The sequence below is a fragment of the Maritalea mobilis genome (assembly GCF_019800885.1).
GTDB classification, from domain to species: Bacteria; Pseudomonadota; Alphaproteobacteria; order Rhodobacterales; family Rhodobacteraceae; genus Roseibacterium; species Roseibacterium beibuensis.
The window spans coordinates 692,883-714,603 of the sequence record NZ_JAHVKE010000001.1; the positions used below are offsets into that span (position 1 = coordinate 692,883).

The following is a 21,721-nucleotide window of genomic DNA, read 5'->3' on the forward strand; positions in this document are numbered from 1 at the left end:
TTGCCTTCATTCCGGGAGACACTCATGGCCCTTCTGTCCTTCCGCAGCCCCGCTGCACGCGCCCGCCCGGTCGAGCCCGGAGCTGTCTCGCTCGAAGCATTGCTTGAGGGCTACTCCATCGAGGTGATGCCGCGCACCGCCGACAAGGTGGAGGATTTTCGCGCCCTTCTGCCGGTCGGCACGCGCGTCTACATCGCCCATATCGACGGCACCCCGATCGAGGACATGGTGCACACGGCGCGTCGCCTCGCCCGTGACGGGTTCGAGGTGATGCCGCATTTCCCCGCCCGCTCGATCCCCGATGCGCAGACGCTCGCGGACTGGATCGCGCGTTACCAGGACGAGGCCAACGTGACCGAGGGGCTGATCCTGGCCGGGGGCATCCCCGAGCCGCGCGGGGCCTTCCATTGCTCGATGCAACTGCTTGAGACGGGGCTTTTCGACAAGGCCGGGTTCAAGCGGCTGCACGTGGCCGGCCACCCGGAGGGCAACCGCGACATCGACCCCAAAGGCGGTGACGCATCCGTCATGGAGGCGCTGCGCTGGAAACAGTCCTTCGCCGAGCGGACGGATGCCAAGATGGCGCTGGCCACGCAGTTTGCCTTTGACGCGGGCCCCGTCATCGCCTGGGCCGACCGCCTGAAGGCCGAGGGCATCGACCTGCCGATCCATCTGGGCGTCGCGGGGCCGGCGAAATTGCAGACGCTGATCAAGTTTGCCATCGCCTGCGGGGTCGGCCCCTCGCTGGGCGTGTTGCAGCGCCGCGCGCGAGACGTATCGAAACTGGTCAAGCCGATGGAGCCGACGGAGATCCTGCGCGCGCTGGCGCGGCACAAGGTCGAAAACCCCGACAGCCTGATCGAGCGCATCCATTTCTTCCCGCTCGGCGGGATCAAGACCAATGCCGAATGGGCCATCGCCAATGGCGGCGCCTCGGCCAAACCCGCAAACGCCCACTGAGAAAGCACCGCCTGACATGACCCGCACCGTTCTGGAATCCGCGACCAAGACCGTCGTCATCGGCTTTGACGAGCCGTTCTGCGTCATCGGCGAGCGCATCAACCCCACCGGCCGCAAGAAACTGGCCGCCGAACTGGAGATGGACGATTTCTCGACCGTCGAGAAAGACGCGCTGGAGCAGGTCGCCTGCGGGGCGATGGTTCTCGACGTGAACTCGGGCGCGGTCTTCACCAACAAGATGGCCGAGGACCCGCGTTACGCCGACAACAATTTCGTCGAACCGATGCTGATGAAGGCGTTGATCGAAAAGGTGCAGGCGCTGGTCGACGTGCCGCTTTGCATCGACAGCTCGGTGCCGGGCGCGCTGGAAAACGGGTTGGAGACGGCCAATGGCCGCCCGCTCCTGAACTCGGTCACCGGCGAGGAAGAACGGCTGGAGACGATCCTGCCTTTGGTCAAGAAATACAACGTGCCGGTCGTAGCGATCTCGAACGACGACACCGGCATTTCCGAGGACCCGGACGTGCGGTTTGCCGTGGCGAAGAAGATCGTCGAACGCGCCGCCGATTTCGGCATCCCGGCCCATGACATCGTGGTCGACCCGCTGGTCATGCCCATCGGCGCGATGGCGACGGCGGGCCAGCAGGTTTTCGCGCTGGTGCGCCGGTTGCGCGACGAGTTGGGCGTCAACACCACCTGCGGCGCCTCGAATATCAGTTTCGGCCTGCCCAACCGCCACGGGATCAATGCGGCCTTCCTGCCCATGGCCATCGGCGCGGGCATGACCAGCGCGATCATGAACCCCGTCCGCTCGGTCGAGATGGAGGCGGTGAACGCCGCGAATTTCCTGATGAACCACGATCCCAATGGCGGAAAGTGGATCAATTTCGCCCGTGTTCTCGACGCGGTCAAAGAGGGCGCCACCTTCCCCGAGGCGGCCAAGGCCGCACAGGCCAGCGGTGGCGGACGCGGCGGACGTCGCGGCGGGCGGCGGCGCGCGGGCTAAGCTTTTGTTAACCGGGATGGGGCAAGCTCGGGTCCATGACCTGCCTGCGCCCCCTCTCTGCCAATGACCAGTGGATGAGCCAGATCTTCTCGGCCCGATCCGCACAAACGGGGGGCGTCGTCCGGCGCAGCGTTGCACATGTGGAGCGGAAGATCGGACGCGAGGCGCTGGAGCTGGAGGTGCGCCGCCGCGGCTTTCACCTGCTGGAGGCGGGCGGGCAGTTCATCATCATCTGCACCCGGTCGGATCTGCGCGTCATCGTCTGACGCGAATAATCTTCACGAAGATTATTCGGGCCGAAGAATTTTCGGGAAAATTCTTCTCCTCCGACGGTGCGCGTTCTATCTGCGCGACAACGCGAAAAGGTTGGCATGACACAAGATCCCCTCGTCATCTTCACCCCGTCCGGCAAGCGGGGGCGCTTTCCGGTCGGCACGCCGGTTCTGACCGCGGCCCGGCAGTTGGGCGTCGACCTGGATTCGGTCTGTGGCGGGCGCGGGATCTGCTCGAAATGCCAGGTCGCGCCGTCCTACGGCGACTTCCCGAAGCATGGCGTCACCGTGCACGAAGGCGCGCTGAGCGACTGGAACGCGGTCGAGGACCGCTATGACCGTGTGCGCGGCCTGAAGCCCGGTCGGCGGCTTGGCTGCCAGGCGACGGTGCAGGGCGATATCGTCATCGATGTGCCCCCCGAAAGCCAGGTGCATCGGCAGGTCGTGCGCAAGGCGGCCTCGACCAGGCCGATCACCATGGACCCCGCCACGCGGCTGGTCATGGTCGAGGTGCAAGAGCCTGACATGCATGAGCCCTCGGGCGATTTCGAGCGTCTGGCTGCGGCCCTGAAAGAGCAATGGCAGATCGAGGGCGTCACGGCGCCGCTGTCGGTCCTGCAAAAGCTGCAACCGGCGCTGCGCAAGGGCAATTGGCAGGTCAGCGTCGCGCTGCATCAGCCCGCCGGGCAGGATGGGATGCGGGTGCTCGACATCTGGCCGGGGCTGCACGAGGGCGGACTTTACGGGCTGGCCATCGACCTGGGCTCGACCACCATCGCGGCGCATCTGTGCGACCTGGGCGATGGGCGGGTTCTGGCCTCCTCCGGGCTGATGAACCCGCAGATCCGCTTTGGCGAAGACCTGATGAGCCGGGTGTCCTACGCGATGATGAACCCCGGCGGCGATGCCGAGATGACCCGCGCGGTGCGCGAGGCCATGGCAACGCTCGCCGCCGAGATCGCGGCCGAGGGCGGGGTGGACCCCGCGCTGATCTTCGAGGTGGTCGTCGTCTGCAACCCGGTGATGCATCACCTGCTGCTCGGGATCGACCCCGTGGAACTGGGCCAGGCGCCCTTCGCGCTGGCGACCTCGGGCAGTGTCACCCTGCCCGCCGCCGAGTTGGACCTGACGAGCATCGCGCCCACGGCGCAGGCCTACCTGCTGCCCTGCATCGCGGGCCATGTGGGCGCCGATGCCGCCGCCGTTGCATTGGCGGAGGAGCCGGACCGCGCCGAGGACCTGACCCTGATCGTGGACGTGGGCACCAATGCCGAGATCCTTCTGGGCGACACGAACGGCGTTCTGGCCTGTTCCTCGCCCACAGGTCCCGCCTTCGAGGGCGCGCAGATCAGCGCCGGGCAGCGCGCCGCGCCGGGCGCGATCGAACGGGTGGAGATCGACCCAGAAACGAAAGAGCCGCGTTTCAAGGTCATCGGCTGCGATCTGTGGTCGACCGACCCCGGCTTTGCCGAGGCCACCGGGGATACGGGCGTCACCGGCATTTGCGGCTCGGGCATCATCGAGGCGGTGGCCGAGATGCGCATGGCAGGGCTTCTCGATCCCTCGGGCCTGATCGGCAGGCCGGAAGCGACCGGAAGCCCGCGCTGCGAGGCGCAGGGGCGGACCTATGCCTATCTGCTCCACGATGCGACGTCGGCAGGCGGGCCGCGCATCCTTGTCACGCAGGGCGATATCCGCGCGATCCAACTGGCGAAATCGGCGCTTTACGCGGGCGCGCGCCTGCTGATGGACCAGCGCGGCGTCGACAAGGTGGACCGGGTCATCCTTGCCGGGGCCTTCGGGGCGCATATCAGCCCGAAACATGCGATGGTTCTGGGCATGATCCCCGACGCGCCGCTGGACAAGGTGACGAGCGCCGGGAACGCCGCCGGCCATGGCGCGCGCATCGCGCTGTGCAACCGCGCAGCACGGAGCCGGATCGAGCAGACCGTGCGCAAGATCCACAAGGTCGAAACGGCGGTCGAGCCGCGCTTCCAGGAGCACTTCGTGAACGCGAACGCCATTCCGCACGCGACCGACCCCTTCCCGGAACTGGCCAAGGTCGCCGCCCTGCCCCAGGTGCATTTCGGCGCAAGCTCGGGCGGTGGGGATGGCAGCGGGCGCAGGCGACGCCGCCGGGGGTAACAGGGCCTCAACGGCCCTTGACGACGCCCTCGGATCAGCAGTATCCCAGCCGTCCAGAGCGCGGGTATGGTGAAAAGGTATCACGCGAGCTTCCCAAGCTTAAGTTACGGGTTCGATTCCCGTTACCCGCTCCAAATCCTCCGAAAAGACAATGTTCGCGGCCTATTCAGCCGGTTCGCCGACAGGATGCATATCCCGCAGGCGCAGGCCCTCCGGGTCGAAGGGCGGCTTGGACAGCACCTTGGCTTCGTGCGGCTGACCGAGGATCGCCACCTCGACCGCCGTGCCGGGTACGGCGTGATCGGCCTTGAGATAGGCGATAGCCAGCGAGGCTCCGACCGAATAGCCGTAAGCGCCGGAACTGACCTGACCGACCGGCGTGCCGTCCGGCAAAAAGATCGGCTCACCCCCGGTCGCATCGGCGGTGGTCGCGTCGATCTCCAGCATCACCATGCGCTCACGCGCCGGCTTGTCCTTGATCGCCAGCCACGCGTCCTTGTTCAGAAAGTCCTTGTCGCCGCGGATCAGCCCGTCGAGCCCGCTTTCCTGCGGCCAGTATTCGGGGGAGTAGTCGCGCCCCCAGCTGCCATAGCCCTTTTCGACGCGCAGGCTCATCAAGGCGCGGCTGCCAACGGGGCCGATCCCCATGCCCTGCCCCGCCTCGATCAGCGCGGTGTAGAGGGCAAGCTGATCGGCCTCGGCGCAATGCAATTCCCACCCCAGATCGCCGGTGAAACTGACGCGGATGCCGACGCAGTCGATGCCTGCGACGGTGATACGGCGGGAGCGGAAGAAGGGAAACGCCTCGTTGGAGAGGTCGGCATCCGTCAGCGTTTCGAGCAGCGCGCGCGATTGCGGCCCGGCCAGGTTGAAGCCGCAGACGGCCTCGGTCAGGCTGTCAAATGTGGTGCCCTCCGGCAGCGGCACGGCACGAAAGAACCGCTGGTGAAAGCGTTCCGCCATGCCCGAGCCGAGGACCCAGAACTCCTCTTCCCCCAACCGGGTGACGGTGAAATCCCCGGCGATGCCGCCACGTTTGCCGATCAGCGGCGTCAGGCAGGATCGGCCCACGGCGCGCGGCATGCGGTTGGCGAAAAGCGCGTTCAGCCAATCCTCGGCCCCCGGCCCGGCCACGCGGTATTTCGCGAAGTTCGAGATGTCGATGATGCCGCCCGTCTCGCGCAAGGCGCGCGCCTCGCGGCGCACGCTTTCCCACCACGGCTGTCGGGTGAAGCCTGCGCTGTCGGGCGTGTCGGCATCGAAATAAAGCGGGTGTTCCCACCCGTAGTTGAGGCCAAAAACGGCCCCCATCCCGCTTTGCATGGCATGGATGGGACGGGTGCGGACGGGGCGACCGGCCTCCCGCTCCTCGCCGGGGAAATGGATCTTGAACCGGTGGGCATATTGGTCGCCCACCCGCGCCTTGGTGAAATCCTTGCCCGCCCAGGCCCCGAAGCGCGCAAGGTCCCAGCCGAACATGTCGAGTGACGGCTCGCCCTCGACCATCCATTCGGCGGCAAGGCGGCCCAGCCCGCCCGATTGCGAGAATCCCGGGATGATCCCGTTGCAGCAGAAATAACCGGTCAATTCCGGCACCGGCCCCATCAGGGCGGCGCTGTCGGGCGACCAGATCATGGGGCCGTTGATGACGCGCTTGATGCCCGCCGTGCCGATCACCGGCACCCGGTCGATGGCGCGCATGACATTGTCCTCGATCCGGTCGAGATCGTCGGGGAAGAGCTCGTGCCCGAACCCCTGCGGCGTGCCGTCCTCGGCCCAGAAGCGCACGTCGCGTTCATAGGCGCCGACGAGCAAGCCCTGCCCCTCCTGCCGCAGGTAATACTCGCCGTCCCGGTCCGCGACCGAGGGCAAACGGCGGTCCATCCCGGCGATCTCGGCGATGGTCTCGGTGACGAAATACTGGTGTTCGGTCGGGATCAGCGGCAATTCCAATCCGGCCAGCGCCGCCACCTCGCGCCCCCAAAGCCCGGCCGCGTTCACCACCCAGGGCGCGCGGATATCGCCCTTGGGCGTGCGCACGATCCACGTGCCGTCGGGCTGCGCCTCGGTCGCGGTGACGGGGGTGAAGCGGTGGATTTCGGCCCCGCGCTGGCGCGCGCCGACCGCGTAGGCATTGGTCACGCCCGAGGGGTCGACGTTGCCCCCGTCGGGCTCGTACATGATGCAGCGGATGCCGGAGAAATCGACCAGCGGGTGCAGGCGCTCGGCCTCGTCGCGGCTGACCTCGTGGAAATTCATGCCGTAGCGCCGCGCCTTGGCCTCTTGCAGGCGCAGCTGGTGTTCGCGCGCATCGGTCTGCGCGAGGTAGAGCGAGCCGGGTTGGAACACGCCGCAGGACTGGCCGGTTTCGGCCTCCAACTCCTTGTAAAGGGTCATCGTGTAATGCTGGAGGCGGCTGATATTCGTGCTGTCATGCAGCCCGTGGATATTGGCCGCCGCGTGCCAGGTGGAGCCGCTGGTCAACTCATCGCGTTCCAGAAGCACGACCTCGGACCAACCCAGCTTGGCCAGGTGGTACAGGATCGAGCAGCCGATGACGCCGCCCCCGATGACGACGGCCTGGGCATGGGTGCGCATGAAACATCTCCGGTTCGCGTTTCCGCCCATGCTGGCGGGCGCGCGCGGCGTGCTCTGGTCAATCCGCGACACCACGGGGATGAAAAGCGCAAATCGGCTTGCCAGTCGCACCCGCGCGCGGCAGATCAGGGCCATGTTGCACTATCACACACCGCTTGACGCCCCGACGCTGCGCGCGCTTGGCATCCCCGCGCCTTGGAGTTTCGGCATGGCCGACCGCGTCCGCTTCGGCGAGATCGACGCGTTGGGGCACGTGAACAACACCGCCTATCTGCGCTGGTTCGAAAGCTTTCGCCTGCCCTATCTGGAGGCGCGGAAGGTCACCGATTATGGCCCGGACAGCCCACGCCTGGTCTTGAAACGCGCAAGCTGCGAGTACATGGCCGAGATGTTCTCGGGCATGGATTACGTCGTGACCGGACGCACGCGGGCGTTCCGCAGGACGTCCTTCACCATGGAGTTCGGTGTCTGGCTGCCGTCCGAGGATGGCGAGGCGACATGCACCGCGACTGGCGAGGCGATCATCGTCCTGCTCAATCGCGATGCGCCCGGGCGGCACCCGATCCCGGAGGCAGGCAAGCAGGCCTTCATCTCAGAAGATGGCGCCGTTTCCGAAGCTTAGGCCCCATTCCTGACGCTTTGCGCGAAGGCCACAAGCGCACGGGTCGAACCATCCTTGTCCGCTCCGTCCGCGTCGCCGGACAGAACCGGCTCCAACGCCTTGGCCAGTTCCTTGCCCAACTCCACGCCCCATTGGTCGAAGGAGTTGATGCCGAGGATCACGCCCTCGACAAACACCCGGTGTTCGTAGAGCGCGATGATCTGGCCCAGAACGAAGGGCGTCAGCTTGCGATACATCAGCGTGGTCGAGGGGCGATTGCCCGGGAAAACACGGTGGCGCGCCTGCCGGTCCAGCTCTGCGCCGTCCAGCCCCTTGGCCGCCATGATCTCGCGCGCCTCCTCAAGGCTGCGGCCGCGCATCAGCGCCTCGGACTGGGCAAGGCAATTGGCCAGAAGCAGGCGGTGATGATGGGCAAGGCCCGGCTCGTGCCCCTCGGCCGCGACGAGGAATTCGCAGGGCACCACGCGCGTGCCCTGGTGGATCAGCTGGTAGAAGGCGTGCTGGCCGTTGGTTCCCGGCTCCCCCCAGACGATGGGGCCGCTATCGGTGGCCAGATCGCTGCCATCCATCGCGACGCGCTTGCCATTGCTCTCCATTTCAAGCTGCTGGAGATAGGCCGGCAGGCGTGACAGGCGCTGGTCATAGGGCAGAACGGCGCGGGTGGCGTGGCCTTCCACCTGGTTGTGCCATATACCGACAAGGGCCAGAAGAACCGGCAGATTATCGGCCAGATCGGCCTCGCGGAAATGCGTGTCCATCGCGTGGCCGCCCGACAGGAACTCGGCGAAATCCTCGGGCCCGACCGCGATCATCAGGCCCAGACCGATGGGACCCCAGAGAGAATAGCGCCCGCCGACCCAATCCTCGAAACCGAAAACGCGCGACGGGTCGATCCCGAAAGCGGCGGTCTTGTCGGTCGCGCTGGACAGCGCCGCGAACTGGCTGGCCGGGTCGGCGACCTCGGCCGCCATCCATGCGCGCGCCGTTTCGGCATTGGTCATGGTCTCGATCGTGGTGAAGGTCTTGGAGGCGACGATCACCAATGTCGTTTTCGGGTCAATCCCTTGCAACGTGTCGTTGATGTGCGCGCCGTCAACGTTCGAGACATAATGCAGGCGCGGCCCGTCGTGATACGGCGCCAGCGCCAGCGTCGCCATCGCCGGCCCAAGATCAGAGCCGCCGATACCGATATTGACCACGTCCGTGTAGCGCCCGCCGCTGCCGGCAATCTCGCCCGACCGGACGGCCTGGGCGAATTGCGCCATGCGGGCGCGCGTCTCCAGCACGCCAGGGATCACGTTTTGCCCATCGACGCGCACATCGCCGCCGGGTGCCCGCAATGCCGTGTGAAGGACGGCACGGCCTTCGGTTTCATTGATCTTTTCGCCCGTGAACATGGCCTCGCGCCGCGCCTCGACCCCGCTCACACGCGCCAGTTCCAGCAGAAGCGACAACGCGCCCTCGTCGATCCGTGTTTTCGAGAAATCGAAGAGCAGCCCGTCCGACTGCCGCGAGAACGCCTCGACCCGCCCCGGGGCATCGAAGAGCGACAGGATCGAGCGCCCTGATTTCGCCGCGTGATGCGCCTTGAGATCTGACCAGATATCCATGTCGTCCTTCCCGGATGAGTGATGTCAGTCGGCCCAGTGGACGACAGCGCGCCCCAGAACCGCGCGGATCGGTGCCTCCCGCACGGGCAGATGCGATGCGTTTTCCAGCGCCTCGCGCTTTTCAGGGCCGGTGATGAGGATATGCGTGCGCATCGCGCCCTTAAGAACCGGCGCGGTCAGGGTGATCCGCGGCTCGCCCGCGCCCTCAGCGCGCATCGCCATCAAGGGCGGCGCGCGGTCATCCAGCGCGGCAGCGAGGTTGTCGGCGCCGGGAAACAGGCTTGCCGTGTGCATGTCCGTGCCCATGCCCAAAAGCAGGACCGAGATCGGCAAATGCGGCTTCAGCCCCTCTGCCAACGCGTCGAGCGCGTCCTCCGGACGCTCGGCGAGCGCGTAGAGGGGGATCCACGTCGCCTCGGAGGCCTTTGATGTCAGGAGCCTTTTCTTCAGCAGCGCCGTGTTCGAGCGGGGGCTGTCCTCGGCCACCCAGCGCTCATCGTTCAAGACCACCGAGATGCGCGACCAATCCAGCGCAAGTTCCGACAGCACGTCGAAAACTGGCCCCGGCGTGGTGCCGCCCGGCACGGAGAGGGTCGCGCGATCCTCGTGCAGCAGCGTTTCGGACAGTTCGCTGGCGATGCGGTCGGCAAGGTCCAGCATCATCGCCTCGCGATCGGGATAGGAGATGAACTCGTACATCAGCCCACCTCCCGCCAGCGGCGACTGTCGCGATGCATCAGGATGGCGCTGTCCTCGGGCCCGGCGCTGCCCGGCTCGTAGGGGACAGGGCGGTCACCCCGCTCGGTCCAGGCCTCGATCAACGGATCGGTCCAGGCCCAGGCGGCCTCGACCTCGTCACCGCGCATGAAGAGGGTCTGGTTGCCCCGGATCACGTCCATGATGAGCCGTTCATAGGCATCGGGCACATCCGCCGCCTCGGGCCCCAGCGCATCGGCAAAGCTCATGTCCAGCGGCACGTCGATCAGGCGCATGCCCCCCGGCCCCGGTTCCTTGATGGTGACGCTCAGGTCGATCCCTTCATCGGGCTGCAAGCGGATCGACAGGATATTGGGCCGGCTGCCCGCATCCTCGTCGAAGATGGAATGGGGCGGTTCCTTGAAATGGACGACGATCTCGGATTTGCGGGTCTTCAGCCGTTTGCCGGTGCGCAGGTAGAAGGGCGTGCCGTTCCAGCGCCAGTTCGCGATATGCAGCTTCATGGCGATGAAACTTTCGGTGCGGCTGTCGGGTTCCTCGACATCGTCGAGATAGGACGGGTTATCCCCCGCCTTGTATTGCCCGCGCACGATATCCTTCAGCGGGGGCGATTGCAGGGCGCGGATCACCTTGAGTTTCTCGTCCCGCACCGCGTCGGGTTCGAACCGGCTGGGCGGCTCCATCGCGGTCAGGCACAACAGCTGCATCAGGTGGTTCTGCACCATGTCCCGCATCGCGCCCGACTTGTCGTAATAGGAGCCGCGACCGCCCACGCCCACGGATTCGGCCACGGTGATCTGGACGTGATCGACGTATTGCGCGTTCCACAGCGGTTCGAACAGAACATTGCCGAAGCGCACCGCCATCAGGTTCTGGACCGTCTCTTTCCCAAGGTAATGGTCGATCCGGTAGATCTGGCTTTCGTCGAAATGTTCCGCCAGCGTCGCGTTGAGCGATCTCGCGGTGCCCAGATCACGCCCGAAGGGTTTTTCGACGACGATCCGCGCCCCCTCATGCGCGATCCCGTGATGGTGCAATCGCTCGGCCAGATCCCCGAACAGCGCCGGGGCGACCGAGAAATAGAAGGCCTGCACGACATCGTCGCGCATCTTCGATTTCAGGTCAGACCAGCCGCCTTCGCCCTTGGCGTCGACGGGAAGGTAATCCACCCGGTCGAGAAATCCGGCCATGCCGTCAGGGTCGGCCGCCGATCTCGGGGCGAATTCCTTGAGCGCCTCGGCCACCCAGTCGCGATACTCTTGCGGAGATTGCTCGGTCCGGGCCGCGCCGATGATGCGCGCTTCCCTGGGCATCTGCTCATCACAGAACCGCCGATAGAGCGCGGGCAGGATCTTGCGCCGGGCCAGGTCGCCCGTGCCGCCGAAAATCACGAGGTCGAACGGATCGACCGGGATGACGCGCGAAACCATGGGTGTCTCCAACTTCGCCGTGTTAGCGCTAACGGGCGCAATTTCCCCCGAGATACACCGCGTTTCGGATAAAGTCTACCAGATGCGCAAACGGCCTCAACCGGGCAAGCGGGCGCGTCACGGCTGCATCGCGCAGATCAGTTCAAACAGTACCGACACCCCAAGCCACGACGTATTCCCCGACGGATCGAAGGGCGGCGACACTTCGACCAGGTCGGTGCCGATGATATCCAGCCCCCGCAGCGCGCGCACGCATTGGATCGCCTCGAAACTGGTGGGGCCGCCGACCTCGGGCGTGCCGGTCCCCGGCGCATAGGCGGGGTCGATGAAATCGATGTCGAAGCTGACATAGACCGGTCCGCCGCCCACGACCGCGCGCGCCTCATCCATCACCGAGGACCAGCCGCGCTCCATGCAGGTTTCTATCGGCAGGATATGCACGCCCTTATCGCGCCCGTAATCGAAATCCGAGGTGTTGTAGGAGGTGCCGCGCATCCCCGCCATAAAGGTGCGGTGCGGGTCGATGCAGCCTTCTTCGATCGCCTGCCGGAACGGATTGCCATGGGTCAGGGTCTTGCCGCCGAAATAGGGCGGATAGAGGTCGGTATGGCTATCCAGCAAGATCAGGCCGAACGCCTCGCCGCGATGTTTGCGCAGCGCCCGCAGCACCGTCAGCGTGCACAGGTGGTCGCCCCCCACCATGACGGGCCGGATATCGTTGGACAGCATCGAGGCGATGGCGGCCTCGGCGGCCTCCAGCGCCTCGTCCTGGTCGACCGGGCTCATCGCGACATCGCCCATGTCGGCGCATCGCGCGGCCGAAAACGGAAGCTGGCCGGTCGAGCGGTTCATCTCGCGGATCATGGTCGAGGCATCGCGCAGGCCCCGCGGCCCGTGGCGCGCGCCGGGGCGGTTCGACGTGGCCCCGTCCCACGGCATCCCGATCAGGCCGATCTCGACCTCGGGCGCGCGCGGATCGTCCGGCGCGATCTGCGGCAGGCGCATGAAGCTGGGAACGCCGGCATAACGCGGCAACACGGCGCCAGAGATCGGGGTCCAGTCGATATCACTCATGTCAGGGCCTTTCGCGGTGGGGTCAGCGGCACGCTAGCCCCCGTTTGGCCCCGTGTCACGCCTCCAGCTCGGCGTCCCAGTAGAGGAAATCGAGCCAGCTTTCATGCAGGTGGTTTGGCGGGAACTTGCGCCCCATGTTGCGCAATTCCTCGGCACCCGGCTGACGCGGCGCCTTGCGCAGCGCCATGCTCGACTCGCGCAAGCTCTTGGAGCCCTTGCGCAGGTTGCACCTGGAACACGCCGCGACGACGTTTTCCCAGCTGGTGATGCCGCCCCGCGCCCGTGGCACGACATGGTCAAAGGTCAGGTCCCCTTTCGCGCCGCAATACTGGCAGGAGAATTCGTCCCTCAGAAAAAGATTGAAGCGCGTGAAGGCCACGCGCTTCTGCGGTTTGATGAAATCCTTGAGAACGACGACCGAAGGTATTCGGATCTGCGTCGAGGGCGAGCGCACCACCGTGTCGTATTCGGCCACGATCTGCACCCGGTCGAGCCAGACCGCCTTGACGGCCTCCTGCCAAGGCCAGAGCGACAGGGGATAGTAGCTCAGGGGCCGGTAATCGGCATTCAGCACCAAGGCCGGATGATCCTTGAGCGCGCCCGGCTCCCGCACGAAATGGGTTCTGAACTCGGTATCGGCCGCAACTTGCATGGGTGACTCCGCCTCCGCCCTGACTGCCCGTCTTTTTGGCACCAGAGCGGGAGCACCCGCCCCAGCTATGCCTCCACTATATCTAGGCTTAACCATCGGGCAAGCAAAACTAGATGCTGTGTGTGGCGCGGACTGCTTAACGCACAAGCCTGACAGTTTCGTGACGGTTTTTCAGGCAGAGACGGAACGCTGCGCGTCTAGTCGATGCCCAGCTTTTCGCGCAGGAAGGCCAGGGCAACCGACAACCCGTCGGGCGCGATACCATGGGCCGTGCCCTTCATGATATGGGCATAAACCTCGTCCCAACCCGCTTTCTGTAGCGCCTCGGCGGCTTCGGGCAGCGATTGCGGCGGCACGACATCGTCCTGGTCGCCGTGGATCAACAGGACAGGCGGGCGCGCGACCGTTTCCTTGGCCAACGCCTCCGGCTCCAGCAAGCGGCCCGAAAAGCCGACGACGCCGGCGAACCGCGCGGGCCGGCGCGGGGCGACATGCAGGCTCATCATCGTGCCCTGGGAAAAGCCCACCAGCGCGACCTGCTCGGGCGCGATGCCTTCCTCGGCCATGAGCGTGTCGAGAAACGCGTTCAAATCCTCCACCGCCCGCGCCATGCCTTCGGCGGCCTGCTCCTCGGAGGAGCCGTCGATCCAGGGGATCGGGAACCACTGGAACCCCATCGGGTTCATCACCGAGCGTTCCGGCGCATCGGGCGCGACGAAGACCGTGTCGGGCATATGCGGCGCCAGCGGATCGGCAAGCCCCAGCAGGTCCTTTCCGTCCGCGCCATAGCCATGCAGGAAGATCACGAGGCTTTTCGCCTGCCCCGAGGCAGCGGGCTTGCGGCCATATTCCAATACGCGTGTCACAGGGCACCCTCCCGATCGGTTTCCCAGCGGTAGTAGACCCAGAGCGCGCGGGCGGCAACCGCGCGCACGGGCGACCAGGCCTCGGCCATGTCGCGCAGGTCGCGTTCCGAGGGGCGATCGGACAGATCGAAGAGCCGTTTCGCCGCCTCCTGCAAGGCCAGGTCGCCCGCCGCGAAGACATCCATGTGGCCGAGCGCAAACTTCGCGTAAATCTCCGCCGTCCAGCGCCCGATCCCGGGCAAGGCCACCAGCGTTTCGATCACGTCCTCGGTCTCTGCCGCACGCAAGCCGTCCCAATCGACGCCCGCCGCGGCCAATGCCCGGATGTAGCGCAGTTTTGGCCGGCTCAGGCCGCAGCCGCGCAACGCGTCGTCCGACGCGCCGCGCACCGCCCCCTCTTGCGTCAGGCCCGCCGCCTCCAGCCGCCCCCAGATGGCCGCCGCGCTGGCGGTCGAAACCTGTTGCCCCACGATGGCCTGCGCCAACGCGGCGAACCCGTCCACCCGCCGCCGCAAGGGCAAGGGTCCGTTCGCCACAACCGGGCCGAAGCGCGGCTCCAGCGCCACCAGCAGGGCGGCCCCGTCAGCAAGGTCGGCCTCCGTTTCGATCCTGTCGGGAAGTCGCACCACCCCTCCCCCTTCATCTTGGCCAAAAACCTCTCCGGGGAGCGCGAGGGGTGGAAAACCCCTCGCTGGCCGGGCCTCAAACCCGTTGACCACGTCACGTTCCTCTGGACCGTTCCCGCGCCATCCTATACCCGTCGCCCCATGACCGACGCCACCCTGACCCCGGAAGAGATCGAAGGCGACCGCCGCGCAAAGCGTAACGTCGCCGTCCTCGTCATGGCACAAGCCATCCTCGGCAGCCAGATGCCCATGATTTTCACCGTGGGCGGACTTGCGGGGCTGATGATCGCGCCCAACCCGGCCTTGGCCACGATCCCGATCTCGCTGATCGTCTTTGGCTCGATGACCACCGCGCTCTGGCTCTCGCCGCTGATGCAGCATTTCGGGCGGCGCGCGGGCTTTTTCATCGGGGCCGCGGGCGGTGCAACCGGGGCCGCCGTCTCGGCCTGGGGGCTGTGGACCGACAGTTTCGCGCTGTTCCTGGTCGGTGCCTATATCACCGGCATCTACATGTCGGCGCAGGGGTTCTACCGCTTCGCCGCGGCCGACACCGCGTCGGAGAAGTTCCGCCCCAAGGCAATTTCCTACGTCATGGCAGGCGGCCTGATCTCGGCCCTGATCGGGCCGCAGATGGTCAAGTTCACCACCGACGCGACGGTGATCCCCTTCGTGGGCACCTATGCCTTCGTCGTCTTGATCAACCTCGTCGGGATGGCGCTGTTCCTGTTTCTCGACCTGCCCAAACCCACAGCACACACGCGCGCCGCAGCCAAGGCCAATCGCGGCCGCACCCATGCGGAGCTTTTGAAGGATCCGCGCATTTCCGTCGCGATCATCTGCGGCATGGTCTCCTACGCGCTGATGAACCTGATGATGACCTCGACGCCGCTAGCCGTGGTGGGCTGCGGCTTCACGACCGGATCGGCGGCGGATGTCGTCTCGGCCCATGTCGTGGCCATGTTCGCCCCGTCCTTCGTGACCGGCCACCTGATCGCGCGGTTCGGCGCGATGCGGATCGTCGCGCTGGGGTTGTTCCTGCTGGCGCTTGCCGGGGGCGTCGCCCTGACGGGGGTGGAGCTTTACCAGTTCTTCGGCGCGCTGGTGCTGCTCGGCGTGGGGTGGAATTTCGGCTTCATCGGCGCGACGGCCATGCTGACCCAGGCGCATGAGCCGCATGAGCGCGGGCGCGTGCAGGGCATGAACGATTTCCTCGTCTTCGGCTGCGTCACCATCGCCTCGCTGGCCTCGGGCTTCTTGATGAGTTCGGGCGCGGACACGCAAGCCGGCTGGACGGCGGTCAATATCGCCATGGTCCCCTTCCTCGCGCTGGCGGGTGGGGCGCTGATCTGGCTCGCGATGCGTCCCAAGGACCTCTACGCGTAAGCGGTCGCTACCAGCGCCCGGTCAAGGCGACGCGGGCCAGCCGAAAGCGCGAGGCCGCCTCGCCCATGCCCAAACGGCCCTCCGCCACGCGGGTCGGCTCGGCCACCGCCTGCCGCAGGATCGAATCGGCCTGCCACCCGGCATAAAGCGCGGGCGCAGCCGCCTTGGGCACCTCACGCCGCCGCGCGCGGGCTGCGGCCAGCCGCTCCACCCCACGCTGCGCCAGGTCCCGCACCGCCTCGGGCCGCCCATCGACCAGCGGCACCCGGCCCCGCCGTTCCAGTTCCGGCACAGCGCGCAGGAAATTCGCCAGCGCGGCGGCCCAGGCATGGTCGCGCACGGCCTGTTCCGCCCTGGGACCGGCCCCGAGGGCGCGGGCGGCCACCCAGGCGAGGTTTGCGCCGGTCGCGTCGAGATAGTCCTCGAAATGCGCCGCATCCTCGAAGGCGTCGCGGTAGATGTCCCAGCGGCGCGCCGCGACCAGACGGTCGAGCAGCGGCGCATCCTCGGGGCGCACGGCCTCTGACAACGGGGCGGCGACCTCATGCGCGCGCGGTGCTGCGCCCTGCCCGATCTCCTCGGCCACGTCGCGCCAGAATTGCAGGCGCATCTCGGCGATCATCGTCTCTTCCGTCACCCAGGGGGCGCGGCTGACCTCAATGTTGAACGCATAGAGCGGGAACAGGATCGCGCGCGCCGGAACAGGCGCGGCCATGGCGGCGCGGAACCGGTCGGGGTCGCCCCGTTCCACCAGTGCGGCACAGGCCGCAACCCCGTCCGGCCTCATGAGGCCGGCGCCCCGTCGCGCACGAGCTTCCACAGGATTGCATCCAGCAGCGCCTCGAAAGAGGCGTCGACGATATTGGCGCTGACGCCCACGGTGGACCAGCGCCGCCCGGTCCCGTCCTCGCTGTCGATGACGACGCGGGTGACGGCCTCGGTCCCGCCCTGGGTGATGCGCACCTTGAAGTCAACCAGCCGGATATCGTCGATATAGCCTTGATACGGCCCAAGGTCCTTGCCGAGCGCCTTGGCCAGCGCGTTCACCGGGCCACGGTCGCTGCCGCTTTCATCCATGGATTCCGAGACTGACAGCATCTTCTGATCGCTGATCTTCACCACGACCACCGCCTCGGACAGGCTGACCATCTGGTCATACTTGTTCTTCCGGCGTTCAACCGTCACGCGGTAGCGCTTCACCTCGAAGAAGCGCGGCATGATCCCGAGCGCGCGGCGCGCCAGCAGCTCGAAACTCGCCTGCGCGGTGTCGTAGGAATAGCCCTGGTCCTCGCGCGCCTTGATCTCGGTCAGGATCTTGGCCAGCGCGGGGTGGCCCTTGTCCACCTCGATCCCGGCTTCGGACAGGCGGCGGCGCAGGTTCGACTGGCCGGCCTGGTTCGACATCGGGATGATGCGCGCGTTCCCGACCAGCGCGGGGTCGATATGCTCGTAGGTCGAGGGGTTCTTGACGATGGCGCTCGCATGCAGCCCCGCCTTATGCGCAAAGGCCGACGACCCGACATAGGGCGCCTGCCGTGTCGGCACCCGGTTCAGGATGTCGTCGAGCATGCGGCTGAGGCGGGTCAGATCCTTCAGCGCATCTTGCGTGATCCCGGTTTCGAACCGGCTGGCCCACGGCTCTTTCAGCAGCAGCGTCGGGATCAGCGTCGTCAGGTTGGCGTTGCCGCAGCGCTCACCCAGACCGTTCAGCGTGCCCTGGATCTGCCGTGCCCCGGCCTCGACCGCTGCAAGGCTGCCCGCCACGGCGGTTTCCGTGTCGTTATGGGTGTGGATGCCCAGCCGATCGCCCGGAATGCCCGCATCGATCACCTCGGCTACGATGCGCCCGATCTCGCCCGGCAGCGTGCCGCCATTGGTGTCGCACAGCACGATCCAGCGCGCGCCCGCCTCCAGCGCGGCGCGGCAACAGGACAGCGCGTAACCGGGGTTCGCCTTGTAGCCGTCGAAGAAATGCTCGGCATCGAACAGCGCCTCGCGCCCTTGGGCCACCAGATGAGCGACCGAGGCGCGGATATTTTCGAGGTTTTCGTCCAGCGTGATCCCAAGCGCCTCGGTGACGTGGAAATCATGCGTCTTGCCCACAAGGCAGACCGAGCCCGTACCCGCGTTTATCACCGCCGCCAGCACCTCGTCATTCTCGGCCGAGCGCCCGGCGCGCTTGGTCATGCCGAAAGCGGTGAGCGTGGCGCGGGTTTTCGGCGCGGCCTCGAAAAAGGCGCTGTCGGTGGGGTTGGCCCCGGGCCATCCGCCCTCGATATAGTCGATCCCGAGTGCGTCGAGCGCCTCGGCAATGCGCTGTTTCTCGGGGGTGGAGAACTGAACGCCCTGGGTCTGCTGCCCATCGCGCAGCGTCGTGTCATAGAGGTAGAGGCGATCCATCAGCGCGACCCTCCGCAGGGCGGGACGTGTCCCGCGATCCCCCGGCGCAGCGGGACACGTCCCGCCCTACGGCATGTCCTTCCGCTCACAGCACGCCCTCCAGCTTGGCCGCGTCGAAGCCCGGTCCGGGGACCAGCTCGACCCCGTCCTTGGACATGCGCACCTCGACCCCCGCAGCGATCAGCGCCGCCTTGAGACGGTCCACTTCGGAGAAATCCTTGGTTTCCATCGCGGTGGTGCGGGCAGATGCCAAGCGTGTGGCGTGATTGGACAGGTCGACACCGCCACCAACCCATTGGCCCTGCTCATCGCCCAAAAGGCCCAGCAGACCGGCAGAGGCCTTGAGCGTTGCGGCATCCCCCTCGCCGGCAAGTCGGTGCAGGACCGTGATGGCGCCAGCCGTGTTGAGATCATCGGCCAGTGCGGCCAGCACCTCGGGGTGCACCTCTCCGCCCTCTGCGCCGTCGACAAGACCGTGCCACTTGCGAAGGGTCTTCTCCGCCTCCTCCGCCTTCTTCGCCGTCCAGTCCATCGGCTTGGAGTAATGCGTCGACAGGAACACGAAGCGGATCACCTCGCCCGGCACGCCCTGTTCCAGCAATTCGTGGACGGTGAAGAAATTGCCCAGGGACTTGGACATCTTCTTCCCTTCGACCTGCAGCATCTCGTTATGCATCCAGACATTGGCGAAACCGCCCTCGGGATGGGCGCAGCAGCTTTGCGCGATCTCGTTCTCGTGGTGCGGGAACATCAGGTCGTTGCCGCCGCCATGGATGTCGAAGCTTTCCCCCAAGAGTTCGTAGCTCATGGCCGAGCATTCGATATGCCAGCCGGGTCGTCCACGACCCCAGGGGCTGTCCCAGCCGGGCAGATCGTCGGTGGAGGGTTTCCACAGCACGAAATCCATCGGGTCGCGCTTGTACGGGGCAACCTCGACCCGGGCACCGGCGATCATGTCCTCGACCGACCGGCCCGAGAGTTTGCCGTAATCCGGGTAACTCGCCACCGAGAAGAGGACATGCCCATCGGCGGCGTAAGCGTGGCCGCTGTCGATCAGGCCCTCGATCATCTCGATCATCTGGGCGATGTACTGGGTCGCGCGCGGCATCTTTGTCGGCTCCAACACACCAAGTGCGCCCATGTCCGACAGGTACCAGCCGATGGTTTCCTCGGTGATCTCGGAGATCGGGCGCCCGGTCTCTGCGGCGCGCGCGTTGATCTTGTCATCCACGTCGGTGAAGTTGCGCACATAGGTGACGTGATCCGGGCCGTAGACATGGCGCATCAGACGAAACAGCACGTCGAAGACCACGGCGGGGCGCGCGTTGCCCAGATGCGCGCGCTCGTAAACGGTCGGGCCGCAGACATAGATCCGCACGTTCTCGGGGTCGATCGGGGTGAATGTCTCGACCTTGCGGGTCCTGGAATTTCGCAGCCGGATCTCGACCATGTCTGGGGCCTTTCTTGTCATGCGCGCGAAAGCATCAGCGTCATGCGCCGGCGGGCGTAGCAGGTTCAAGATGGCATTGGAACCATGATGTGACCGACCCGCCGACGACGTCAGCGGGGAATACAGATCTCGCGAATTGCGGCGGTCAGGTTCATGATCGGCATGCATACCGGGTTTTTCGAAATCCGCAAGGAATGGGTGTAAATCCGTTTCGATCCCCGTTATTTTCCCTTCATGCGCGAACGTTTCGTCGACAACCATTGTCAGCGCCTGCCTGGCGCGGAGCGGACCGAACCCTTTGGCCCGGGCACCGTTGTCTGGAAGGTCGAAGGCCACATGTTCGCGGCCTATTCGATCGGCGGGCATGGCCTGTCCCTGCGGATGATGGACGCCAAGGCCACGACGCGCATGGTCGAGCAAGGACGCGCCGCGCCGCATTTCCTGGAAGACGAAGGCGGCTGGGTCCTTTTGCCGTGGGAGACTCATCCCGACGAATTGCGCGCGCATCTGGAACTCAGTTACCGACTGGTCCTTTTCGACGGCAACCGCGCCTGAGCGGGGTTGCCCCCGTCCTGTCTCCGTGGCTAGGTCCGCGCGCCTGTCCTTGTATGCGGAGATCGCCATGCCCCGTCCGTCCCTACAGATTTCCGGGCTGACCGGCTCAGGTGACGATGGCTGGTCGCTGTTCTACCGCGCCCGCGCGATGAAGGCCGCGGGCCAGCCGGTTCTGGAACTCACCATCGGTGAACATGACATCGGCACCGATCAGGCGATCCTCGATGAAATGCACCGCGCCGCGACGGCGGGCCATACCGGCTATGCCATGGTGCCGGGGATCCCGTCCCTGCGCCGTGCCGTGGCCGAGCGGATGAGTGCCGCCACCGGCCATCCTTATGACATCGAGAACATCCTGATCACACCGGGCGGTCAGGCGGGCCTTTTCGCGGCGCATCACGCGGCCTGCGATCCCGGCGACCGGGCTTTATTGATCGATCCCTACTACGCCACCTATCCCGGAACGATCCGTGCCGTCGGGGCGATCCCGGTGCCGGTCGCCACCCTCCCCGAAGCCGGGTTCCAACCCGAGGAAGCCGCCCTCGCCGCCGCCGCGCCCGGCGCGAAAAGCCTGCTCATCAACTCGCCGAACAATCCCACGGGCGCGGTCTATGCGATGGAGACTATGCGCGGGATCGCACGGATGGCCGAGGCCCACGACCTCTGGGTGATCTCGGATGAGGTCTATGACAGCCAGGTCTGGGAGGGGCGCCATGTTCCCTTCGCCGCCCTGCCCGGGATGGCGGACCGCACGCTGACCGTCGGATCGCTGTCGAAGAGCCACGCCATGACCGGCTCGCGCCTTGGCTGGATTGCCGCCCCGGCCGAGGTGATCGAGCGGCTGATCACGCTGGCGACCCACACCACCTATGGCGTGCCCGGATACATCCAGGAGGCGGGCCTGTTCGCCCTGACGCGCGGGCCCGAGGCAGAGGCCGCCGTCGCCGCGCCCTTCCTGCGGCGGCGCCAGATGGTGCTGGATCGATTGGACCGGCAGCAGGTGCTCTCCGCCGTGCCACCAAGCGGGGCGATGTATGTCATGCTGGACGTGCGCCGCACGGGCCTGAGCGGCGCGGCCTTCGCGGAGGCGCTGCTGGATGAATGCCTTGTCGCCGTGATGCCCGGCGAAAGCTTCGGAAACGCGGCGGCGGGCCATGTGCGCGTGGCCCTGACCCTGCCCGATGACCGCTTTGCCGAGGCGCTGGACCGGCTGTTTCAATTCGCAACGGCGCGGGCCTGCGCGGCGTGATCGCATGCCGGCTGTAGCCGGTGGGACGATCTGCAAAGCCCCGAAGGAGGTCGTAGCCGCAGAGGCCTTGGACCTGGGACTGAGCCCTCACAAAAAAAGGCCCGCC

The 21,721-nt window shown here is 66.4% G+C and carries 19 protein-coding genes and 1 tRNA gene; 9 read left to right on the plus strand and 11 right to left on the minus strand.

Features of this window, described 5'->3' with window-relative positions; translation table 11 throughout:
- Positions 1–24 precede the first annotated feature (24 nt).
- The 5 genes from KUV65_RS03470 (at position 25) to KUV65_RS03490 (ending at position 4,517) form a co-directional block, all read left to right on the plus strand.
- On the plus strand, positions 25–960 hold the full coding sequence (locus KUV65_RS03470; protein ID WP_222187555.1) for a methylenetetrahydrofolate reductase: 936 nt from the start codon (positions 25–27) through the stop codon (positions 958–960).
- A gap of 16 nt (positions 961–976) precedes the next feature.
- Positions 977–1,966: a methyltetrahydrofolate cobalamin methyltransferase gene (locus KUV65_RS03475; RefSeq protein WP_222187557.1), complete on the plus strand. Its 990-nt coding sequence runs from the start codon at positions 977–979 to the stop codon at positions 1,964–1,966.
- A 35-nt stretch (positions 1,967–2,001) separates the two neighbouring features.
- Entirely contained in the window at positions 2,002–2,232 is a 231-nt protein-coding gene (locus tag KUV65_RS03480; RefSeq protein WP_222187559.1) for a hypothetical protein, read from the plus strand.
- 105 nt (positions 2,233–2,337) lie between these two features.
- On the plus strand, positions 2,338–4,383 hold the full coding sequence (locus tag KUV65_RS03485; protein ID WP_222187561.1) for an ASKHA domain-containing protein: 2,046 nt from the start codon (positions 2,338–2,340) through the stop codon (positions 4,381–4,383).
- A gap of 60 nt (positions 4,384–4,443) precedes the next feature.
- Positions 4,444–4,517 (plus strand) — tRNA-Gly (locus KUV65_RS03490).
- A 28-nt stretch (positions 4,518–4,545) separates the two neighbouring features.
- Here the strand turns inward: KUV65_RS03490 and KUV65_RS03495 are convergent.
- Positions 4,546–6,981, minus strand: coding sequence for a GcvT family protein (locus KUV65_RS03495; protein ID WP_222187563.1), 2,436 nt, complete (start codon positions 6,979–6,981; stop codon positions 4,546–4,548).
- Positions 6,982–7,114: 133 nt separating this feature from the next.
- Here KUV65_RS03495 and KUV65_RS03500 point away from each other — a divergent pair, with 133 nt between their 5' ends.
- The gene (locus KUV65_RS03500; protein WP_222187565.1) at positions 7,115–7,603 is read left to right on the plus strand and encodes an acyl-CoA thioesterase; all 489 of its coding nucleotides are present in this window, start codon (positions 7,115–7,117) and stop codon (positions 7,601–7,603) included.
- On the opposite strand, the gene pgi is transcribed toward KUV65_RS03500, so the two are convergent.
- The 7 genes from pgi to KUV65_RS03535 form a co-directional block, all read right to left on the minus strand.
- On the minus strand, positions 7,600–9,213 hold the full coding sequence (pgi, locus tag KUV65_RS03505; protein WP_222187566.1) for a glucose-6-phosphate isomerase: 1,614 nt from the start codon (positions 9,211–9,213) through the stop codon (positions 7,600–7,602). The two genes, KUV65_RS03500 and pgi, sit on opposite strands and share 4 nt — an antisense overlap.
- Positions 9,214–9,237: 24 nt before the next feature.
- Positions 9,238–9,912 (minus strand): 6-phosphogluconolactonase, encoded by a 675-nt coding sequence (gene pgl / locus KUV65_RS03510; protein ID WP_222187568.1) that lies wholly within the window; start codon positions 9,910–9,912, stop codon positions 9,238–9,240.
- Positions 9,912–11,360: a glucose-6-phosphate dehydrogenase gene (zwf, locus tag KUV65_RS03515; RefSeq protein WP_222187579.1), complete on the minus strand. Its 1,449-nt coding sequence runs from the start codon at positions 11,358–11,360 to the stop codon at positions 9,912–9,914. The genes pgl and zwf overlap by 1 nt, the downstream gene beginning before the upstream one ends.
- A gap of 117 nt (positions 11,361–11,477) precedes the next feature.
- Positions 11,478–12,434: an agmatinase gene (speB, locus tag KUV65_RS03520; protein WP_222187581.1), complete on the minus strand. Its 957-nt coding sequence runs from the start codon at positions 12,432–12,434 to the stop codon at positions 11,478–11,480.
- A gap of 55 nt (positions 12,435–12,489) precedes the next feature.
- A complete protein-coding gene (locus KUV65_RS03525) occupies positions 12,490–13,086 on the minus strand; it encodes an HNH endonuclease (protein WP_222187583.1) in 597 nt (198 codons plus the stop codon).
- 197 nt (positions 13,087–13,283) lie between these two features.
- A complete protein-coding gene (locus tag KUV65_RS03530; protein ID WP_222187594.1) occupies positions 13,284–13,952 on the minus strand; it encodes an alpha/beta hydrolase in 669 nt (222 codons plus the stop codon).
- A complete protein-coding gene (locus KUV65_RS03535) occupies positions 13,949–14,578 on the minus strand; it encodes a DNA-3-methyladenine glycosylase family protein (protein ID WP_308124500.1) in 630 nt (209 codons plus the stop codon). The genes KUV65_RS03530 and KUV65_RS03535 overlap by 4 nt, the downstream gene beginning before the upstream one ends.
- Positions 14,579–14,719: 141 nt before the next feature.
- Between KUV65_RS03535 and KUV65_RS03540 the strand changes: the two genes are divergently transcribed.
- Positions 14,720–15,961, plus strand: coding sequence for an MFS transporter (locus KUV65_RS03540; RefSeq protein WP_222187596.1), 1,242 nt, complete (start codon positions 14,720–14,722; stop codon positions 15,959–15,961).
- A gap of 7 nt (positions 15,962–15,968) precedes the next feature.
- Here KUV65_RS03540 and KUV65_RS03545 read toward each other — a convergent pair whose 3' ends face one another.
- From KUV65_RS03545 to cysS, 3 genes are all read right to left on the minus strand, one after another.
- Complete coding sequence (locus tag KUV65_RS03545) at positions 15,969–16,748, minus strand: squalene/phytoene synthase family protein (RefSeq protein WP_222187597.1); 780 nt, start codon at positions 16,746–16,748, stop codon at positions 15,969–15,971.
- Positions 16,745–18,361, minus strand: a complete 1,617-nt coding sequence (gene cimA, locus KUV65_RS03550; RefSeq protein ID WP_222187598.1) for a citramalate synthase — start codon at positions 18,359–18,361, stop codon at positions 16,745–16,747. Before cimA ends, KUV65_RS03545 begins: the two co-directional genes overlap by 4 nt.
- Before the next feature lie 85 nt (positions 18,362–18,446).
- Entirely contained in the window at positions 18,447–19,832 is a 1,386-nt protein-coding gene (gene cysS / locus KUV65_RS03555) for a cysteine--tRNA ligase (protein WP_261331581.1), read from the minus strand.
- A gap of 213 nt (positions 19,833–20,045) precedes the next feature.
- Between cysS and KUV65_RS03560 the strand changes: the two genes are divergently transcribed.
- Together KUV65_RS03560 and KUV65_RS03565 are read left to right on the plus strand one after the other, a co-directional pair.
- Positions 20,046–20,366 carry an MmcQ/YjbR family DNA-binding protein gene (locus KUV65_RS03560; RefSeq protein ID WP_222187599.1) on the plus strand — a complete coding sequence of 107 codons (321 nt, stop codon included), beginning with the start codon at positions 20,046–20,048 and terminating at the stop codon, positions 20,364–20,366.
- A gap of 67 nt (positions 20,367–20,433) precedes the next feature.
- Positions 20,434–21,615 carry a pyridoxal phosphate-dependent aminotransferase gene (locus tag KUV65_RS03565; RefSeq protein WP_222187600.1) on the plus strand — a complete coding sequence of 394 codons (1,182 nt, stop codon included), beginning with the start codon at positions 20,434–20,436 and terminating at the stop codon, positions 21,613–21,615.
- Positions 21,616–21,721 lie beyond the last annotated feature (106 nt).